The following is a 16,298-nucleotide window of genomic DNA, read 5'->3' on the forward strand; positions in this document are numbered from 1 at the left end:
GGGATTATTTTTCCTGATCCAGCTCGAACGTCTTGTGCAGAGCACGCACCGCCAATTCCATGTACTTGTCGGCAATAATCACCGAGGTCTTGATCTCGCTGGTGCTGATCATCTGGATGTTGATGCCCTCTTCGGACAAGGCGCGGAACATGGAGCTGGCAATACCAGCGTGGTTACGCATGCCGATACCAACGATGGACACTTTGCACACGGCTTCATCAAACACGATTTCGCCAGCGCCCACAGCCGGGCCGACCTGGTTCATCAGCAGTTCCTTGGTACGCAGCGCGTCGTTGCGGCTGACGGTAAAGGAAAAGTCTGTGGTGCCCTGAACCGACAGGTTCTGCAAAATCATGTCGACTTCGATGTTGGCCGCTGCGATGGGGCCCAGAATGGAATAGGCCACGCCGGGGGTGTCGGGAACGGCACGCAGGGTGAACTTGGCTTCATCACGGCTGAAGGCGATGCCAGAGACAACGGCAGCTTCCATTTTTTGGTCTTCCTCGAAAGTAATCAGCGTACCCGAAGACATTTCTTCTTCGAGCGAAATCATGGGGTCGGTCATGGAGGACAAGACGCGCACAGGCACCTTGTACTTGCCAGCAAATTCCACAGACCGGATTTGAAGAACTTTGGAGCCCAAAGAGGCCATTTCCAACATTTCTTCAAAGGACAGCACTTTCATGCGACGTGCTTCGGGCACGACGCGCGGGTCGGTGGTGTAGACACCATCCACATCGGTAAAGATCAGGCATTCGCTGGCCTTCATGGCAGCGGCAACAGCCACCGCGGAAGTATCCGAGCCACCACGACCCAGGGTCGTGATATTGCCTTCATCATCCACCCCCTGGAAGCCGGTCACAACGACCACACGGCCTGCGTCCAGATCCTGGCGAATGCGGGTGTCATCAATAGAACTAATGCGGGCACGGGTGTAGGCATTGTCGGTCTTGACGGGAACTTGCCAACCGGCGTAGCTGCGGGCGGGAACGCCCTGGGCAGCCAAGGCCATGGCCAACAAAGCGCTACTGGCTTGTTCGCCCGTAGCGGCCAGCATATCCAGCTCGCGCGGATCAGGCTGAATACTCAGTTCTTTGGCCAGGCCTAGCAAACGGTTGGTTTCACCGGACATGGCCGAAGGAACCACCACAACTTGGTGCCCGGCGGCATGCCATTTGGCAACCCGACGCGCCACATTCTGGATGCGCTCGATCGAGCCCATCGACGTGCCGCCATATTTATGTACGATCAGGGACATCTTTTACTCTGCATCAAAGGGCTAAGGTCTGGGATAGACACAAAACCCAACTATTCTAACGACTTTCTGTGCCCCAAGCGCAGGCTCTACCACATACACACGCAAAAAAACACATACTTTGTCGACTCAACACCATAGCCCACGCTCCTGCCACAGGCCACCCCAAACTACTTACTTGCTTGATCGGCCACCCGGCCTGCTTGCTGGTCGCCTGGACCGGCAGATTCGATCTGCACCCGGCCTCGCACACAGCGCACCAGGTTCTGTCCATGCTTCCACATCAAATTTCTGTCGTGCCCCCGGGCATGCAGCCCGCGCAGTTGCTTGAGCAGTTCTGCCAGACGCGCTTGCGTAGGCAAGCCAGCGCCCTGCTCCTGCAACCAATAACGGAGCACCAGGCTTTGCCGCGCTGGCTCCAGGCTACGCCAGGCCACCAAACTGAAACTACGTCCTGCCTCATCAGGTTCCAGTGTCAACCAGTCCTGGCTGGCCACACTGTCCAATACTTCCTGCGTTTCGCGGCTTAGCTGTGCCTGGCGCTGCAAACGGCTTTGCCAGCCCGGCCAGCGCTCGTCGAGCACAGGCGTGAGCAAATCGCGCACTGCGCCACGGGTGTAATCAGGATTGATATTGGTGGGATCTTGTACCGCATGCCAGCCTGTGGCTGCGGCAAACGCATCACTGGCTTGAAGAATAAGTGCCCTGGGCTGCTCCAGCCAGGGTCGCCAGTACTGCAATTGATCGCGCTGCATACGGGGTGCCATCGCCCCCAGGCCGGTTGTGCCCGTGCCACGCAGCAAACGCATCAGAACCGTTTCGGCCTGATCGTCTTGATGATGGGCCAGCAGTACATGCTGCAAGCCAACAAAGCGCGCCAGTTCAGCCAGGCCCTGATAACGGGCATCACGCGCGGCAGATTCCATGCCATCAGCGCTTAGACGGTGGGACTGCACCTGGACCCGCAAGCTGTGACAGGGTCGCTGCAAACGCGCAGCCAGGTCATGCACATGCGCTTGCCACTGATCGGCAATGGCTTGCAGGCCGTGATGAATATGGAAAAAATGAAGTGTGACTTTGCGGCGGCTGGCCCAAAGATGGGCATGTACCGCCAGCATTGCCGAGTCCGCACCACCACTTAAGGCGACAGCGACGCAATCGCCGCTTTTGAAACTTAAGTGATGGTTAAGCGCCTCCAGCAGCGGGGGTGAGGGGCTAAAGCCCCCCAGCTGACTGGAAGGCAATGGATCAGGCACGAACTTCCTGATAACGACCGTAGGCCAATAGACGTTCCATACGCTGCGCCAGCAGTTGTTCGGTGCTCAGGCCCGAGACCTGACGCAAGGCGTCGGCCAGGGCACGGCCCAATTGACGCGCCATCATGGTGGGGTCGCGATGTGCGCCACCAATGGGCTCGTTGATCACACGATCAACCAGGCCCAGTTCTTTCAGACGGGGAGCGGTAATGGCCAGGGCTTCAGCCGCCACAGGAGCCTTGTCTGCGCTGCGCCACAGAATCGAGGCGCAACCTTCGGGCGAGATCACGGCGTAGGTGGAGTATTGCAGCATGGAGACCACGTCACCCACGGCAATCGCCAACGCACCACCCGAACCGCCTTCACCAATAATGGTGGAGATGATAGGTACACGCAGTTTGGCCATGGCAAACAGGTTATGACCGATTGCCTCGGACTGACCACGCTCTTCAGCGCCAATACCAGGGTAGGCGCCGGGAGTATCAATGAAGGTAAAGACAGGGATACCAAATTTTTCCGCCAACCTCATCAAGCGCAGGGCTTTACGGTAGCCTTCGGGGCGCGGCATGCCGAAGTTGCGACGGGCGCGCTCTTTGGTATCACGACCTTTCTGGTGACCAATCACCATGCAAGGCGTACCGTTGAAACGGGCCAGACCACCCACAATTGCCAGGTCGTCCGCATACATGCGATCGCCATGCAGTTCGTGAAAGTCCGAGAAGATCTGGTTTACATAGTCCAGGGTGTATGGACGTTGTGGATGGCGAGCAACCAGGGCCGTTTGCCAAGGCGTGAGCTTGGCGTAAATGTTCTTGGCCAGCGTCTGGCTTTTTTGCTGCAGACGGCTGAGTTCCTCTGAAATATCCACAGCGGAATCAGATTGCACATAGCGGAGCTCTTCGATTTTGCCTTCGAGCTCGGCCAAAGGCTGCTCAAATTCCAGGAATGTATTTCGCATGTCGGTTCTTAAGGTTTAGGCCTAATTTAATATCGTACCGCAACTGTGTTCAGACTGCGCCACAGATGCCAGGTAGCCACCGTGCACCACGGTGCCCACGCTTGAGCAACTTCACGCGCCTCGAACCGGGAGACCGGCTCGCCGCTGAAATAGTGCTGAGAGATTGCCTTGAGCAGGCCCGCATCATCCAAGGGGAGAACATCGGGTCTGTGCAAGTTGAAAATCAGAAACATATCTGCCGTCCAGCGGCCTACACCACGAATGGCGCACAGGTCCGCAATAACGGCTTCGTCAGACAGGGACTGCCATGCCTGGGGGTCGATTTTACGAGCATCAAAGTGAGTCGCCAAATCAACAATATATTCGGCCTTGCGTTTGGGCAAACCCAAACCATGCAGGGCCTCGTAACCCAGTTCCAAAATAAGCTCAGGCGAGAGCGCCTGGCCACAGCCGTCCAGCAGTTTGCGCCACAGCTGATCCGCCGTACGCGAGGCCAGTTGCTGGCCCACGATGGAACGCACCAAGGTGGTGAAAGCCGGTGCCTGATGTTGCAGCCAGTAGTCGCCATGCTGGGGGATGAGCTTGCGCAAGATACGATCGCGCTTCATCAGCTGGGCGCACGCGTCGTCCCAGTAATCAGGTTTGCCCACCAAACGAACTTGAGGGCCGGATTGAACGCCGCTTAGGCCCTGCGCCATTGTGTTGCTCCACCTGGCCGATCTTCCAGCTCTACGCCCTGCTCTTTAAGCTGCTCACGGATGGCGTCGGCGCGCGCAAAGTCGCGATTCTGTTTAGCCTGGCCGCGTTCCGCCAGAAGCTCGTCAATCTGGGCGTCGCTCAAGGAGTCGGCACCGGTCACGCTGGCCGCCTGACCAAAGCGTGTGCTGGCGCGCCAGTAGACGGCGGGGTCCACCTGCAAAAGACCAATCACGCCACCCAGGGCACGCATCAAGCCAGCGGCCTGCGCATCCTTGTCGCGGTTGGCCTGGCCAGCCAGCTCAAACAGAACGGCAATAGCACCGGCAGTATTGAAATCGTCATTCATGGCTTCGGCAAAAGCCAAAGCGGGGCCTTGAGTCCAGTCAATTTGGACGTCGGCGGCAGGAACGTGTTGAAGGGTCTGGTACAGACGGTCCAAAGCCTGCTGAGCATCGCGCAGATTATCTGGTGCGTAGTTTTGCAGGCTGCGGTAATGGTTGCGCACAATAAAGAAGCGCAACATTTCAGCTTCACGCGGGTTGGCGATGTAGCTGCTTTCTTCGTCGGCCAGACCTTCGGGCGCCACGGTATCGCGGATGCGACGGAAATTGCCCAGGGACTTGGACATTTTCTCCGAGTCCACCATCAGGGGGCCGCAGTGCATCCAGACATTGGCCAACTGACCGCCAAAGGCGCCTTCCGTTTGGGCAATTTCGTTCTCGTGGTGAGGGAACTTCAAATCCGGGCCACCGCCGTGAATATCCAGGGGCAGACCCAGCAGCGCCTTGCTCATGGCCGAACATTCGATGTGCCAGCCCGGACGGCCCAGGCCGTAGGAAGACTCCCATTTGGATTCGGCGGGTTCGTCTTCTTTAGCCGACTTCCACAGCACAAAATCCAGAGGGTCACGCTTGGCCGAGTTCAGGGCAACACGCTCACCGGCGCGCAGATCATCCAAAGAGCGACCCGACAATTTGCCGTAGCCGGGGAACTGACGCACGGCGTAGTTCACATCACCGTCTTCGGACTGATAGGCCAGGCCATTTTCTTCCAGCTTGGCAATAATGCCCAGCATATCGGGCACGTGCTGCGTGGCGCGTGGTTCCGAGTCAGGACTTTGCACACCCAGAGCCTTTTCGTCGGCATGCATGGCGGCAATATAGAAGTCCGTTACCTGAGACATCAGCTGCTTGCGCTCGACGGCACGGCGGATGATCTTGTCATCAATATCGGTAATATTGCGCACATAGGAGACGCGATAGCCGCTTGCTCGCAACCAGCGCTGCACGATGTCAAAGCTGACCAGCATACGAGCGTGTCCCAGGTGACAGAAGTCGTACACCGTCATGCCACAGACGTACATACGCACGTGGCCCGGTTCAACCGGAGAAAACACCTCTTTAGAGCGTGACAACGAGTTATAAATGCGCAACATGGCCTGTAATCGTCATAAAATCGGAACCTTGTGCCAGAACAATTGCCCTTGGATCAGGTTCCGTATTTCCCGCCCGGCAAGAGGCAAGGTTAGAATGATGGTCAATAAGTATAGCAAGCAGACCTCGTTAAAGGCAGCAATCTACCAACCTTCCTGGTCTTCAAGCCAGATTTTATAGGCGCCCCCTCTGTGTTCAGTACACCTAGACGGACTCGGTTTCTCGCTCCTTGCACCCTGGCCCTTTTTCTGGCCCTGGGTCAAAACGTGAGCGCCCAATCCCTGCCCGATTTGCCCCCGCCCAGTGCGCGGGTGAACGATCCCTTGCTGGATATCGCTCCCGAACCTGAACGTGGCTGGAAGGGTCTGGCCCGTGCTCTGGACGTGCTGGCCCCCAGCGTCGATACCTCTTTGCCGCTTAGCGCCGCTGAAGTCAGCCAGCGCATCAGCACCTTGATTGCCCAGGGCCGTCATGCCGACGCCTTGCAGGCGATCGAAAAACAGCTGGAGCAACGCAAGGACCGGGGCGAGCCCGGTGCCAATGTGCAGTTGCTGTTTTTGAAGGCACGCGCCCTGTCGGCCAGTGGTGACCACAATGGCGCCATCAGCCTTTACCAGAACATGACCACCTATTACCCGGAGTTGCCCGAGCCCTGGAATAATCTGGCGGCCGAGTACATTGCGCAGGACAAGCTGGACCTGGCCCTGGAAGCCCTGAAAATGGCTTTGACCGCCGATCCCTCCTACGCACTGGCCCGCGCCAATATGGGTGAAGTCCAACTGATGCTGGCCAATGATACCTACCGTCAGGCCGCCGCCAGTGGTGTGCCCAAAGCAGCCCAGCGTGCGCAACAAACTGGCCAAATTCTGCAACAATAAGATTTTTCTTTGACTGGGTTGTCCCTATCTTATGTTTGCAAGCACATTTCAATGGTGTGATCAGGCTCGCAGCTTGCGCACCCTGCTTATTGCTGCCTGTATGGCTATGCCTATGATGAGCAGTCCGGCTATGGCAGCAGATTCTTCCACTTCTTCTGAAGGCACTTCTATGAGCACCTCTCCACGCGTCCAACTGCAGACGAACCAGGGCACCATCCTGATCGAACTGAACGCAGAAAAAGCCCCCAACACCGTAGCCAACTTTGTGGACTACGTGTCCAGCGGTTTTTACGACGGCACCGTGTTTCACCGTGTGATCAACAACTTCATGATCCAGGGCGGCGGCTTTGAGGCCGACATGAAGCAAAAAGCCACCAACGCTCCTGTCAAGAACGAAGCCGACAACGGTTTGAAGAACGACAAGTACACCCTGGCCATGGCTCGCACCTCCGACCCACACTCGGCTACGGCTCAGTTCTTCATCAACGTGGCTGACAACGACTTCCTGAACTTCACCGCTCCTACCGCCAATGGCTGGGGCTACGCCGTATTTGGCCGCGTGATCGAAGGCATGGACGTGGTCGACAAGATCAAGACCGTGCGCACCGGCAACAAGGGCTTCCACCAAGACGTGCCCGTTGAGGACGTCGTTCTGGAAAAAGCCACGCTTGTCGAATAAGCTCACGCTTGCGGGCAACATCTGGATTGCCGCGGACCTGCATCTGGGTCCGGACAATCCAGACACCGTCCAGGATTTCCTGCAGTTTCTGCACTCCGCCCAGCATCAAGCTCATGCCTTGATCCTGGGCGGTGATATTTTCAATGCCTGGATTGGTGACGATCAAATCGCCCACCCTGCTCCCTGGCTTGCTCAAGTCAGTGAGGCGCTGCGCACATTCGCGCAGCAGCATCCGCTGTATCTGATGCGCGGCAATCGCGATTTCCTGCTGGGCCAAACCTACGCCCGCCATGTTCACGCCACGCTATTGCCTGATCAAGTCGTTCTGGATACTTCTGCCGGCCTGATTCTGATGTCGCACGGCGACGAGTACTGCCTGGACGATCTGGCCTATCAACGCTTTCGCCATTGGGTACGCAAACCCTGGCTCCAGAAACTCTATCTGGCCTGCCCTTTAAGCTTGCGTCAGCGTATTGCTGATTCAGCCCGCGCCGGTAGCCAGCGCGGCAAGCAATACAAGTCCAAAGACATCATGGATGTGCAGCCTGCAGCTATTGTGGCAGCCTGCGAGGCGCATCCTGTGCAGGCCATGGTTCATGGCCATACACATCGCCCTGCAGTACATGACATTCCCGGCTTTGAGCCGGTACGCCGCTGGGTACTCCCGGATTGGGAGTCTGACTCCTCGGAAGGAGGACGACGGGGCGGCTATATCAGCATTGAAGGTGTACAGCTCTGCCTGCACCAGTGGGGGCAAGAGGATCAGTGTCAGACACTGGGACCTCATTAAGAGTGACTTCACCTACAGCCAGCTAGGTTTAAGCTCCACGTCTTTTTATACCTTCTTGCGATAAAACCTGTTTTTCTTCACACGGTGCTGGTGGCAAGAATCAAGGTGGCTGCATAAGCATTTTTGAGGGGGCAGTTGGGCTCGACTTGGCGGGTCTCTGGCCCGTGCTGCGCACGGGTTCCCTGGTCTCTTGCAGTATCCAGGCGCCCTGTGAACTCGCGGGGTGGTTCGTCCCCCGGACGAACCACAAGCGCCCCGCTCAAACAGCACAGGGCTTGCATCCTGGATACTGCAAGAGCCTGCGGCCAGAGCCCTGACTCGCCCGTCGAGCCCAACTGCCCCCTCAAAAACGCAAAAAAGACCGTGATTTTTGCCAACAAGATACTTTCGCTCGCGGCAACCAAAGCGGACCACCGAAGGCTGGTCTCGTGCCCGAACACCGATTCTTGGCACCATGAGCAGCAAGGCTGCTTGTCCCTTCCTCACTGTGAGCCTCTCGGTTCGTCTGCCCCGGTATCCGGGCGGTTCAGACTGCTTGCCGCAGGCGGTGTTCGGATACGGGGTGCAAGCGCCCTTCTGTTTGAGCGGGGCGCTTGTGTCTTGTCCGGTGGACAAGACACCCCGCGAGTTAAGGGCGCGCCCGTATCCGAACACCGACTAGGGTACCGGTGCGCAGCACCGGCAAGTAGTCAGCCCGGATACCGGGGCAGACGAACCGAGAGGCGTCTTGCTGAGACCAAGCTCCTTTCAATAAGCAGCAGCGTATCGAAACCGAACCAGGCCAGACCAAATGACGGGCGACAAACCCGCTATTTGCCAACAAACCCTTGAACACAATAATCACCAAAAAAGTGCCCATCAAATTGGTACATCGCTAGATACGCGGACAGACAGACGGATAGACAGCTAGACAGATAAATAGATAGATAGATAGATAGGTAGATAGGTAGGTAGGTAGGTAGGTAGGTAGGTAGGTAGGTAGGTAGGTAGGTAGGTAGGTAGGTAGAGTATGTGCGTGAAAAGACGACATTTACCGAGCCTCCCTGAAAAGAAAAATCCCCGCTGGCAGATCAAGCAAGCGGGGATTTCAAAACATCTCAGGCGGCAAAGGTCTAAGTCATCAGCCACACAAACAATACTCCGCCCAACGCAATCCGATACCAGGCAAAAGGACGATAGGTGCGACTGGACACAAAGCGCAGCACGGCCTTCACCAGGAACAAGGCGCTAAAGAAAGCAGCAACAAAGCCCACAATAATCGCGGTGCTTTGATCTGCACTCAAGGACGCACCGTTGCGATACAGGTCATAAACCGTAGCAGCCAGCATGGTTGGCATGGCCAGGAAGAAAGAAAACTCCGTGGCGGTCTTGCGCTGAATACCGGCCAGCATGCCGCCGATAATAGTGGCGCCCGAACGTGAAGTACCTGGCACCATGGCAATACATTGGGCAAACCCAACCACCAAAGCCTGCTTCCAGGTGATCTCTTCCAAGGCAAAGGCGGTAGCCTTTTGCGAGGTGGCGGTTTCACTCTGATCCAGCTCCGACGTGTTCTTCGCGTACTGCGGTTTGCGCTCGACCCACAGCATCAACAAACCACCCAATACCAGCGTGAACACAAACACAATCTGGTGATGGAACAAGGCTTTGACGTACTGAATCGTCAAAGCACCAATAACGGCAGCGGGCAAAAAGGCAATCAGCAGATTGCGAGTGAACATCAGCTCGGTACGATCTCCGCGCAAGACCCCGGTGATCAGCTGAATCAAACGGGCGCGAAAAATCCAGATCACGGCCAGAATCGAACCAAACTGAATGACAACCTCGAAGACCTTGGCATCACCCGAGGAAAAATCAATCCAGGAGCCCAGGATCAGCAAGTGCGCCGTACTGGAAACCGGAATGAATTCCGTGATGCCCTCAACAATCCCCAGAAACAGGGCTTTCAACAAATAGAGAGTTTGCTCAGTCATGTTGTCCGAATCAAAGCCAATAAAAATTAAGACGCCAGAAATGGATCGATTTGTTCATCATCGTATGGCACACGTTCCAGGCTGACCTGCGAAATGCGACGCCCTTCCAGCTCTTCCACCTTGAAGCGATACACCGCATCGCTTTGCTCAAGCACACACACATCGCCCACCTTGGGCAATTGTCCGAAACGCGTCAGCAGATAACCGGCCAGGGTGGCATATTCTTCCTCTTCATCCACCAGACCATCCACACCCAGCATCTGTTCCAGATGATGCAAGTCGGTGGAGCCGTCCAGGAGCCAGTGGTCCTGAGACTCCTGGACAATATCGGGGGTTTCGTCCTCGCTGGGGAAGTCGCCTGCAATCGCCTCGAAAATATCCAAAGGCGTCACCAAACCTTCAATAGTGCCGAACTCGTCCGTCACCATGACCAACTGCCCGCGGCTTTGCTTGATGGTTTCCATCAGGTCCAAAATCCCGATGGACTCATACACAAAAACCGGCTGACGCAATTGGTCCAGACGGATATGACCATGAATCAGCAGGTCTGCCAGTAACTCTTTGCTTCGACCAATGCCAATAACCTCATCGAGCGAACCGCGACACACTGGCACCATGCTATGGGGTTCATGTGTCATCTTTTCGCGCAGGACCTCAGGATCGTCCTGCACATTCACCCAGGTAATCGCATTGCGCGGCGTCATCACCGAATGCACCGTGCGCTCGGACAAGGTCAATACACCACTGACCATATTGCGCTCTTCCTGACCGAACACCATTTGCGCCGCCGCACCGGGCAGATCCGGCCCGATGGCCGTTTCACCGGAAGCGGGACGCTTGCCCAACATGCGCAGCACAGCCTCGGCCGTACGCTCACGCATGGGACGACCAGCCTGCAGCATACGCAACTTGCGACGCGCCAGCTGATTGAACATTTCGATCAGGATGGAGAAGGAAATGGCCGCATACAGGTAACCCTTGGGTACATGTACGCCAAAGCCTTCCACCAGCAAGGAGAAGCCGATCATCAACAAAAAGCCCAGGCACAGGATCACCACCGTGGGGCGACTATTGATATAAGCCGTCAAGGGTTTGGAAGCAACCAGCATGATGCCAATGGCAATGACCACCGCCGCCATCATGATGGGCAGGTGCTCGACCATACCCACCGCCGTAATGACCGCGTCGATGGAGAACACGGCATCCAGCACCACGATCTGCGCGACGATGACCCAGAAGCTGGCATACATGCGCGAGCCGGAAGCATGAGCGCTGCGGTTCTCAATACGTTCGTGCAGCTCCAGCGTGCCCTTGAACAGCAGGAAAAAGCCACCCACGATCATGATCAGATCGCGGCCTGAGAAATCCAGGCTGAATATGGAGAACAAAGGATCGGTCAGCTGCACCAGATGGGACATGACCGTGAGCAAGCCAAGGCGCATCAGCAAGGCCAGTGACAGGCCCAGCACACGAGCCCGGTCGCGCTGCGCCGGAGGCAGCTTGTCGACCAAAATTGCAATGAACACCAGGTTATCGATGCCCAGCACAATTTCCAGAACTACCAGTGTGAGCAACCCAACCCAGGCGGTCGGGTCCATCAACCACTCCATCTCAGCTCCTTGGCGCTGTGATTAAAAGAACACCCCGGCAATGCCGGGGTCTAGGTTCTTAATCTTGCAGGTGCGACAGCATCTGAATAAAGATCTTCGGACTGGCGGCAATCACATTGCCAGTCTCTTTCCAGGTTTGTTCGCCTTCAAAGTCGCCCACCAGACCGCCGGCTTCGGTCACCAGCAAGGTGCCGGCAGCCAGATCCCAGGGTTTAAGGTTAACGGCGCAGAAGCCATCCAGACGGCCTGCGGCCACATAAGCCAGATCCAAAACCGTTGCACCCACGCGACGCACGGCAGCACATTCGGCCAGCATATCGGCAAATGGGGAGGTGGGTTTCACGCCTGCACCCGAATCCGGCACGTGTGCACCGATCAAGGCATCGTGGTAACGGGTCTGGCCCGAGACACGAATACGACGGTCATTCAGGAAGGCACCACCGCCACGGCTGGCCGTGAACATTTCATTGCGGTTGGTGTCGTAAATGACGGCATGGGCAGCCTGGCCACGGTGCATCAAGGCAATCGAAATTGCGTAGCACGGAAAGCCGTGGATAAAGTTGGTGGTGCCATCCAGAGGATCAATGACCCACTGGTATTCGGGAGCACCTTCGCCTGCGGGTTCCAGCGGTGGGCGCTCGCCCGTTTCCTCGCCGATAAAACCGTGGTCGGGGTAGGCTTCGCTCAACACTTCAATGATGGCTTCCTCTGCTGCGCGATCCACTTCCGTGACATAATCTTTAGGGCCTTTACGCGCAACCGACAGGTGCTGGAGGTCCAGACTGGCGCGAGAGATAATGGTGCCGGCACGGCGAGCCGCCTTGATGGCGGTATTGAGCATCGGGTGCATGGAAATTCCGTTTTTTTAACAATAATTGAGCCTGCCTGGCGTGCCCTGTTGCAGGGCAAAATCGCGTGAGCAGACACAGGAAGCGTAGCTTCAAAGTAGCTATTTTAAATGACTCAGACGCAAGCATCGGCATTTGATGATAATTTTCACCGGGTTCGCTTCATTATGGTGCAACCCAGCCACCCTGGAAACGTGGGCGCAGCAGCGCGAGCGATCAAAACCATGGGCTTTGGCGACTTATGTCTGGTCGACCCGCTAGACCCGGACGTTGCACAAAACCCTCAGGCAATCTCGCTGGCCAGCGGTGCCGTCGACGTTTTGGAGCAAGCAACTATTGTTCCCACTCTGGCACATGCACTGGAACCGGTCACTCTGGCTTTTGCCCTGACGGCCCGCCCCCGCTATTTAGGACCGCCAGCCGCCGATATACGTCAGACTGCCGAACTGAGCCGTGAGCATCTGCGCCAGCACGCCGGAACCGTCGCCATTGTGCTGGGGACCGAACGCGTGGGCCTGACCAATGATCACATCAGCCAGTGCCAATACGTCTGCCATATTCCGGCCAATCCTGAATACAGTTCCCTGAATGTCGCCCAGGCTTTGCAACTGGCTGCCTGGGAATTGCGCTATGCCTTGCTGGCTGAAAGCGGTGCCAGCCTGCTGCCCAATACGGATGGCAAGGCAGACCCTGGCAAGGAGCTGGCTCCCCAAGCCAAGGTGCAAGCCTTGCTGCAGCACTGGGAACAGGCCATTGAAAGCGTCAAGTTCCTGGACCCCAAACACCCCAAGAAGCTGGTGCCCCGCATGCAGCACCTGTTCGGTCGCGCCCAGCTTAGTTTGGACGAAGTGGATATGTTGCGCGGCCTGTGTACCGCCATGATCAAGACCGCTAAAACAGCGGGCCACCCCATCCCTGAGCAACGTAAAGACGAATCGGCAGGCCCGGAACATCGCTAAAAACTGCCTTCAAACGCGCTACCCCTCTTGCCCGCTGCACCCAGCGGGCATTGTCTTTTATGAGCGATCACACAGTGGACACTTTCTTGGCTGGCGTATATTCTTACTGAGTTACTTTTTCGGTAAGCAATAGCTGTTTTCAAGCATGAACACTCCCGAGACCGTAGAACCGCAGGATCAGGCCGGGCCGCGCACCTTGCAACGCGGCCTGCTGGTGCTCAAGACTTTGCAGAATCATCAAGGCAAAGGACTGAGCGTCACCGACCTGTCGCGCGCCACGCAATTACAGCGCCCCACCATCTACCGGCTGCTGGCCGCCCTGATCGATCACGGTCTGGTTCAGAACAGCAGCCATAGCCGTCGCTACAGCGCCACGCGCCAGGATCAGGGCCTGTTTGGACTGGACCCGCGTGTCACCATCATGCAGCCCATCATGCAAGAGCTGGCTCAACAGACTGGCGACGCGGTCTTTCTGGTGGGCCGCGATGGCGACGACTCCGTTAGCCTGTGGCGCGAAATTGGCCCCTACCCGGTACAGATTCTGGCCACTTATGTCGGCAAGCGTCAGCCTTTGGGCGTGGGTTCGGGTGGCATGGCCTATCTGGCCACACTTGGGGACGAAGCGATCGAGCAGATTATCGAACGCAATGCCAATCAGCTGGATCAGTACGGTGGCATGACTCAGCGCGAGATGCGCCAGTTGGTCACCAACACCCGTATCCGGGGCTACTCGGTTGTAGGCAATTACGCCGTACGCGGTGCTTTGGGTGTGGGCTGCGCGCTGTGCGACCACAAAGGCCGCCCCATTCTGGCCATGAGTGTCACGGCCATTACCGAGCGCATGCCGGCGCCACGGCAAAAAGAAATTGCCGGTTTGCTGCGCGACGCGCTGGATTCGGTCGCCGACAAGTTTTAAATCTGGGCGGATTTCTCCCCCTGAATGGTGTCGGGATCGTTAACACCCTCATCCGCACACAGCCTGCCCTGTGTGCTTTTTTACGTCTCGAAGTTCATTCCCTCTGTCTGCTTTTCCAATCAACGCAGGTGGCTCCTCCAGGCTCAGCCTGTCAAAAAAAGAGAAACTACGCTGGCTATAAGCCCAGTCCCTTCCCACGCCGCACTCCCCCAGGTTGGCGTATGAAAAAAAAGCAGTTCCGTTTCAAACAGCGCCCTATCCGCAACTCAAACTGATCCTCTAATCAGTTCGTTTTAGCTAAATATCCCCATCTCCCGTAAAACACGCGGCTTTATACCCAAAGCCGCGTGTCGCAGCATTCGCACGCCCTTTCCCCCTAGGGTTAACGCGTCATCGTTTCGCCGCGCGTAAATAAAACAACATTTGCTTTATTGATCCACGCACTAGCCTGTCGCTATCTTGTGGGCACAACGATAAGCCCCCTAAGGGGCACACCATAAAAAAGGAAGGCGAGATACAGGCAACAGTCATTACCGAGGAGTACGCGCTAGCGGGACTGTGTATCCAGCATCCACATCCATCAGCCGACCCACTAGCCAGGTCGGGGAGACAAAAACAAGGATAAGTTCATCATGAACACCACTGCTACCCTCTCGGCCAAACCCAGGCCAAACTTGCTGACCCGCTTTACCAATATCTGCGTGCGTTACGTAGAAAAGTGGATGCCGGACCCGTATCTGTTCGCCGTCATCCTGAGCTTGCTGGTTGTAGGACTGATTGCCCTGTTTGTCGATGGCGCCACCCCTGGAGGAATGGTGGATGCCTGGTATCGCGGGGTGTGGGGCCCCAAAAGCATTTTCACCTTTGCCCTGCAAATGGTGCTGATTCTGGTAACGGGCTACACCCTGGCCGAAGCACCGCCCTTGAAACGCGCCATCATCTGGTTGGCCTCCCGTGCCCGCACACAAGTTGAAGGCGCCCTGTTGTGCTTTGCCGTGGGGGCGATCTTCTGCCTGCTGAACTGGGGCCTGGGTCTGGTGGCTGGTGCCCTGGTTGCACGCCAGGTTGCCCGCCGTCTGCCCAATGTGCACTTTGGTTATCTGATTGCCTCGGGTTATATGGGTTACCTGCTCTGGACTCAAGGTCTGTCCAGCTCGATTGCCCTGGCCAATACCGATCCCAACAGCCCCATCAACGTCATCCATCAACTGACCAGCATGACGGTGCCGTTCAGCCTGACCATTTTCCAGCCCTATAGCTGGATTCCGGTCGTGGCCCTGATCATCCTGCTGTTCCTGACGATCTGGCGCATGGAGCCGGACTACGCCTTACCACCCGACCCGGCCGTCTTTGCGGACATTGAGAAAGACCTGCCCAAAACCAAGCCCAGCACCCCAGCCGAAAAGCTGGAAAACCTGTGGATTCTGAATGTGCTGTTCTTTGCCGCGGGTATGTACTACTTCGTGCGCAGCGGTTTTGCGCTGAACATCTCATCCATGATCATGCTGTTTACCGTCACCGGTGCCCTGCTGCACTGGACGCCTATCCGCTTTATCAAATCCTTTGTCGAGTCCGCCAAAACGGCAGGCCCGCTGATTCTGCAGTACCCGCTGTATGGCGGCATCATGGGCCTGCTTGCCTATATCCCCATGGAGGGCGGTCGCGCCCTGGAAGAAATTCTGTCCTCCGCGCTGGTGACTGGGGCCAATGAATACACTCTGCCCTTCCTGACCTTTATCGCCTCCATCATCATCTCGCTGTTTGTTCCTTCCGGTGGCGGACACTGGGGTGTGCAAGGCCCCATCGCCGTGCAGTCGGCCCTGGCCATTGGTCAGGACGGACCCGCCTACCTGGGCCTGATGTCCATGGCCGTGGCCTTTGGTGAAGCGGTGGCCAACATGATCCAGCCCTTCTGGCTTTTGCCTGTGCTGGCCATTGCGCGCCTGAATGTACGACAAGTGATGGGCTTTACTGTCGTGGCCTTTCTGATTGGCACCGTCATTTTGACGATTGCTATTCTTATCGCACCCTTCACGATCTAAGG

14 protein-coding genes are annotated in these 16,298 nt (G+C 56.8%); 6 read left to right on the forward strand and 8 right to left on the reverse strand.

Features of this window, described 5'->3' with window-relative positions; genetic code table 11:
* Nucleotides 1-4: 4 nt before the first annotated feature.
* The 5 genes from M2Q46_RS09115 to cysS form a co-directional block, all read right to left on the reverse strand.
* Entirely contained in the window at nt 5-1,258 is a 1,254-nt protein-coding gene (locus M2Q46_RS09115; RefSeq protein WP_022983529.1) for an aspartate kinase, read from the reverse strand.
* Between the two features lie 167 nt (nt 1,259-1,425).
* On the reverse strand, nt 1,426-2,511 hold the full coding sequence (gene tilS / locus M2Q46_RS09120; protein ID WP_258866210.1) for a tRNA lysidine(34) synthetase TilS: 1,086 nt from the start codon (nt 2,509-2,511) through the stop codon (nt 1,426-1,428).
* Nucleotides 2,504-3,469, reverse strand: coding sequence for an acetyl-CoA carboxylase carboxyltransferase subunit alpha (locus tag M2Q46_RS09125; protein ID WP_022983527.1), 966 nt, complete (start codon nt 3,467-3,469; stop codon nt 2,504-2,506). Before M2Q46_RS09125 ends, tilS begins: the two co-directional genes overlap by 8 nt.
* Nucleotides 3,470-3,495: 26 nt before the next feature.
* Nucleotides 3,496-4,167, reverse strand: a complete 672-nt coding sequence (locus M2Q46_RS09130; RefSeq protein WP_042483969.1) for a DNA-3-methyladenine glycosylase — start codon at nt 4,165-4,167, stop codon at nt 3,496-3,498.
* Nucleotides 4,152-5,603: a cysteine--tRNA ligase gene (gene cysS / locus M2Q46_RS09135; protein ID WP_060185690.1), complete on the reverse strand. Its 1,452-nt coding sequence runs from the start codon at nt 5,601-5,603 to the stop codon at nt 4,152-4,154. Before cysS ends, M2Q46_RS09130 begins: the two co-directional genes overlap by 16 nt.
* A gap of 264 nt (nt 5,604-5,867) precedes the next feature.
* Here cysS and M2Q46_RS09140 point away from each other — a divergent pair, with 264 nt between their 5' ends.
* From M2Q46_RS09140 to M2Q46_RS09150, 3 genes are all read left to right on the forward strand, one after another.
* Entirely contained in the window at nt 5,868-6,479 is a 612-nt protein-coding gene (locus M2Q46_RS09140) for a tetratricopeptide repeat protein (RefSeq protein WP_226348582.1), read from the forward strand.
* A gap of 169 nt (nt 6,480-6,648) precedes the next feature.
* Nucleotides 6,649-7,158, forward strand: a complete 510-nt coding sequence (locus M2Q46_RS09145) for a peptidylprolyl isomerase (protein ID WP_045931048.1) — start codon at nt 6,649-6,651, stop codon at nt 7,156-7,158.
* Nucleotides 7,148-7,948 carry a UDP-2,3-diacylglucosamine diphosphatase gene (locus tag M2Q46_RS09150; protein WP_060185689.1) on the forward strand — a complete coding sequence of 267 codons (801 nt, stop codon included), beginning with the start codon at nt 7,148-7,150 and terminating at the stop codon, nt 7,946-7,948. The genes M2Q46_RS09145 and M2Q46_RS09150 overlap by 11 nt, the downstream gene beginning before the upstream one ends.
* Nucleotides 7,949-9,060: 1,112 nt before the next feature.
* Here M2Q46_RS09150 and M2Q46_RS09155 read toward each other — a convergent pair.
* From M2Q46_RS09155 to M2Q46_RS09165, 3 genes are read right to left on the reverse strand one after another with little or no spacing between them, the layout of a single operon-like run.
* Nucleotides 9,061-9,921 carry an undecaprenyl-diphosphate phosphatase gene (locus tag M2Q46_RS09155; protein WP_060185687.1) on the reverse strand — a complete coding sequence of 287 codons (861 nt, stop codon included), beginning with the start codon at nt 9,919-9,921 and terminating at the stop codon, nt 9,061-9,063.
* Between the two features lie 26 nt (nt 9,922-9,947).
* The gene (locus M2Q46_RS09160) at nt 9,948-11,531 is read right to left on the reverse strand and encodes a TerC family protein (RefSeq protein WP_035270896.1); all 1,584 of its coding nucleotides are present in this window, start codon (nt 11,529-11,531) and stop codon (nt 9,948-9,950) included.
* A gap of 58 nt (nt 11,532-11,589) precedes the next feature.
* A complete protein-coding gene (locus M2Q46_RS09165) occupies nt 11,590-12,381 on the reverse strand; it encodes an inositol monophosphatase family protein (RefSeq protein WP_060185686.1) in 792 nt (263 codons plus the stop codon).
* 108 nt (nt 12,382-12,489) lie between these two features.
* On the opposite strand from M2Q46_RS09165, the gene M2Q46_RS09170 reads away from it, so the two are divergent.
* The 3 genes from M2Q46_RS09170 to M2Q46_RS09180 all read left to right on the forward strand — a co-directional run bounded on the left by M2Q46_RS09170 (nt 12,490) and on the right by M2Q46_RS09180 (nt 16,296).
* A complete protein-coding gene (locus M2Q46_RS09170) occupies nt 12,490-13,338 on the forward strand; it encodes an RNA methyltransferase (protein WP_088450892.1) in 849 nt (282 codons plus the stop codon).
* Nucleotides 13,339-13,483: 145 nt separating this feature from the next.
* The gene (locus M2Q46_RS09175) at nt 13,484-14,254 is read left to right on the forward strand and encodes an IclR family transcriptional regulator (protein WP_022983524.1); all 771 of its coding nucleotides are present in this window, start codon (nt 13,484-13,486) and stop codon (nt 14,252-14,254) included.
* Nucleotides 14,255-14,886: 632 nt separating this feature from the next.
* Nucleotides 14,887-16,296: a short-chain fatty acid transporter gene (locus M2Q46_RS09180; protein ID WP_035270901.1), complete on the forward strand. Its 1,410-nt coding sequence runs from the start codon at nt 14,887-14,889 to the stop codon at nt 16,294-16,296.
* Nucleotides 16,297-16,298: the final 2 nt, after the last annotated feature.

The sequence above is a fragment of the Alcaligenes sp. YSL9 genome (assembly GCF_030515105.1).
In the GTDB taxonomy this organism is placed as follows: domain Bacteria; phylum Pseudomonadota; class Gammaproteobacteria; order Burkholderiales; family Burkholderiaceae_B; genus Alcaligenes; species Alcaligenes phenolicus.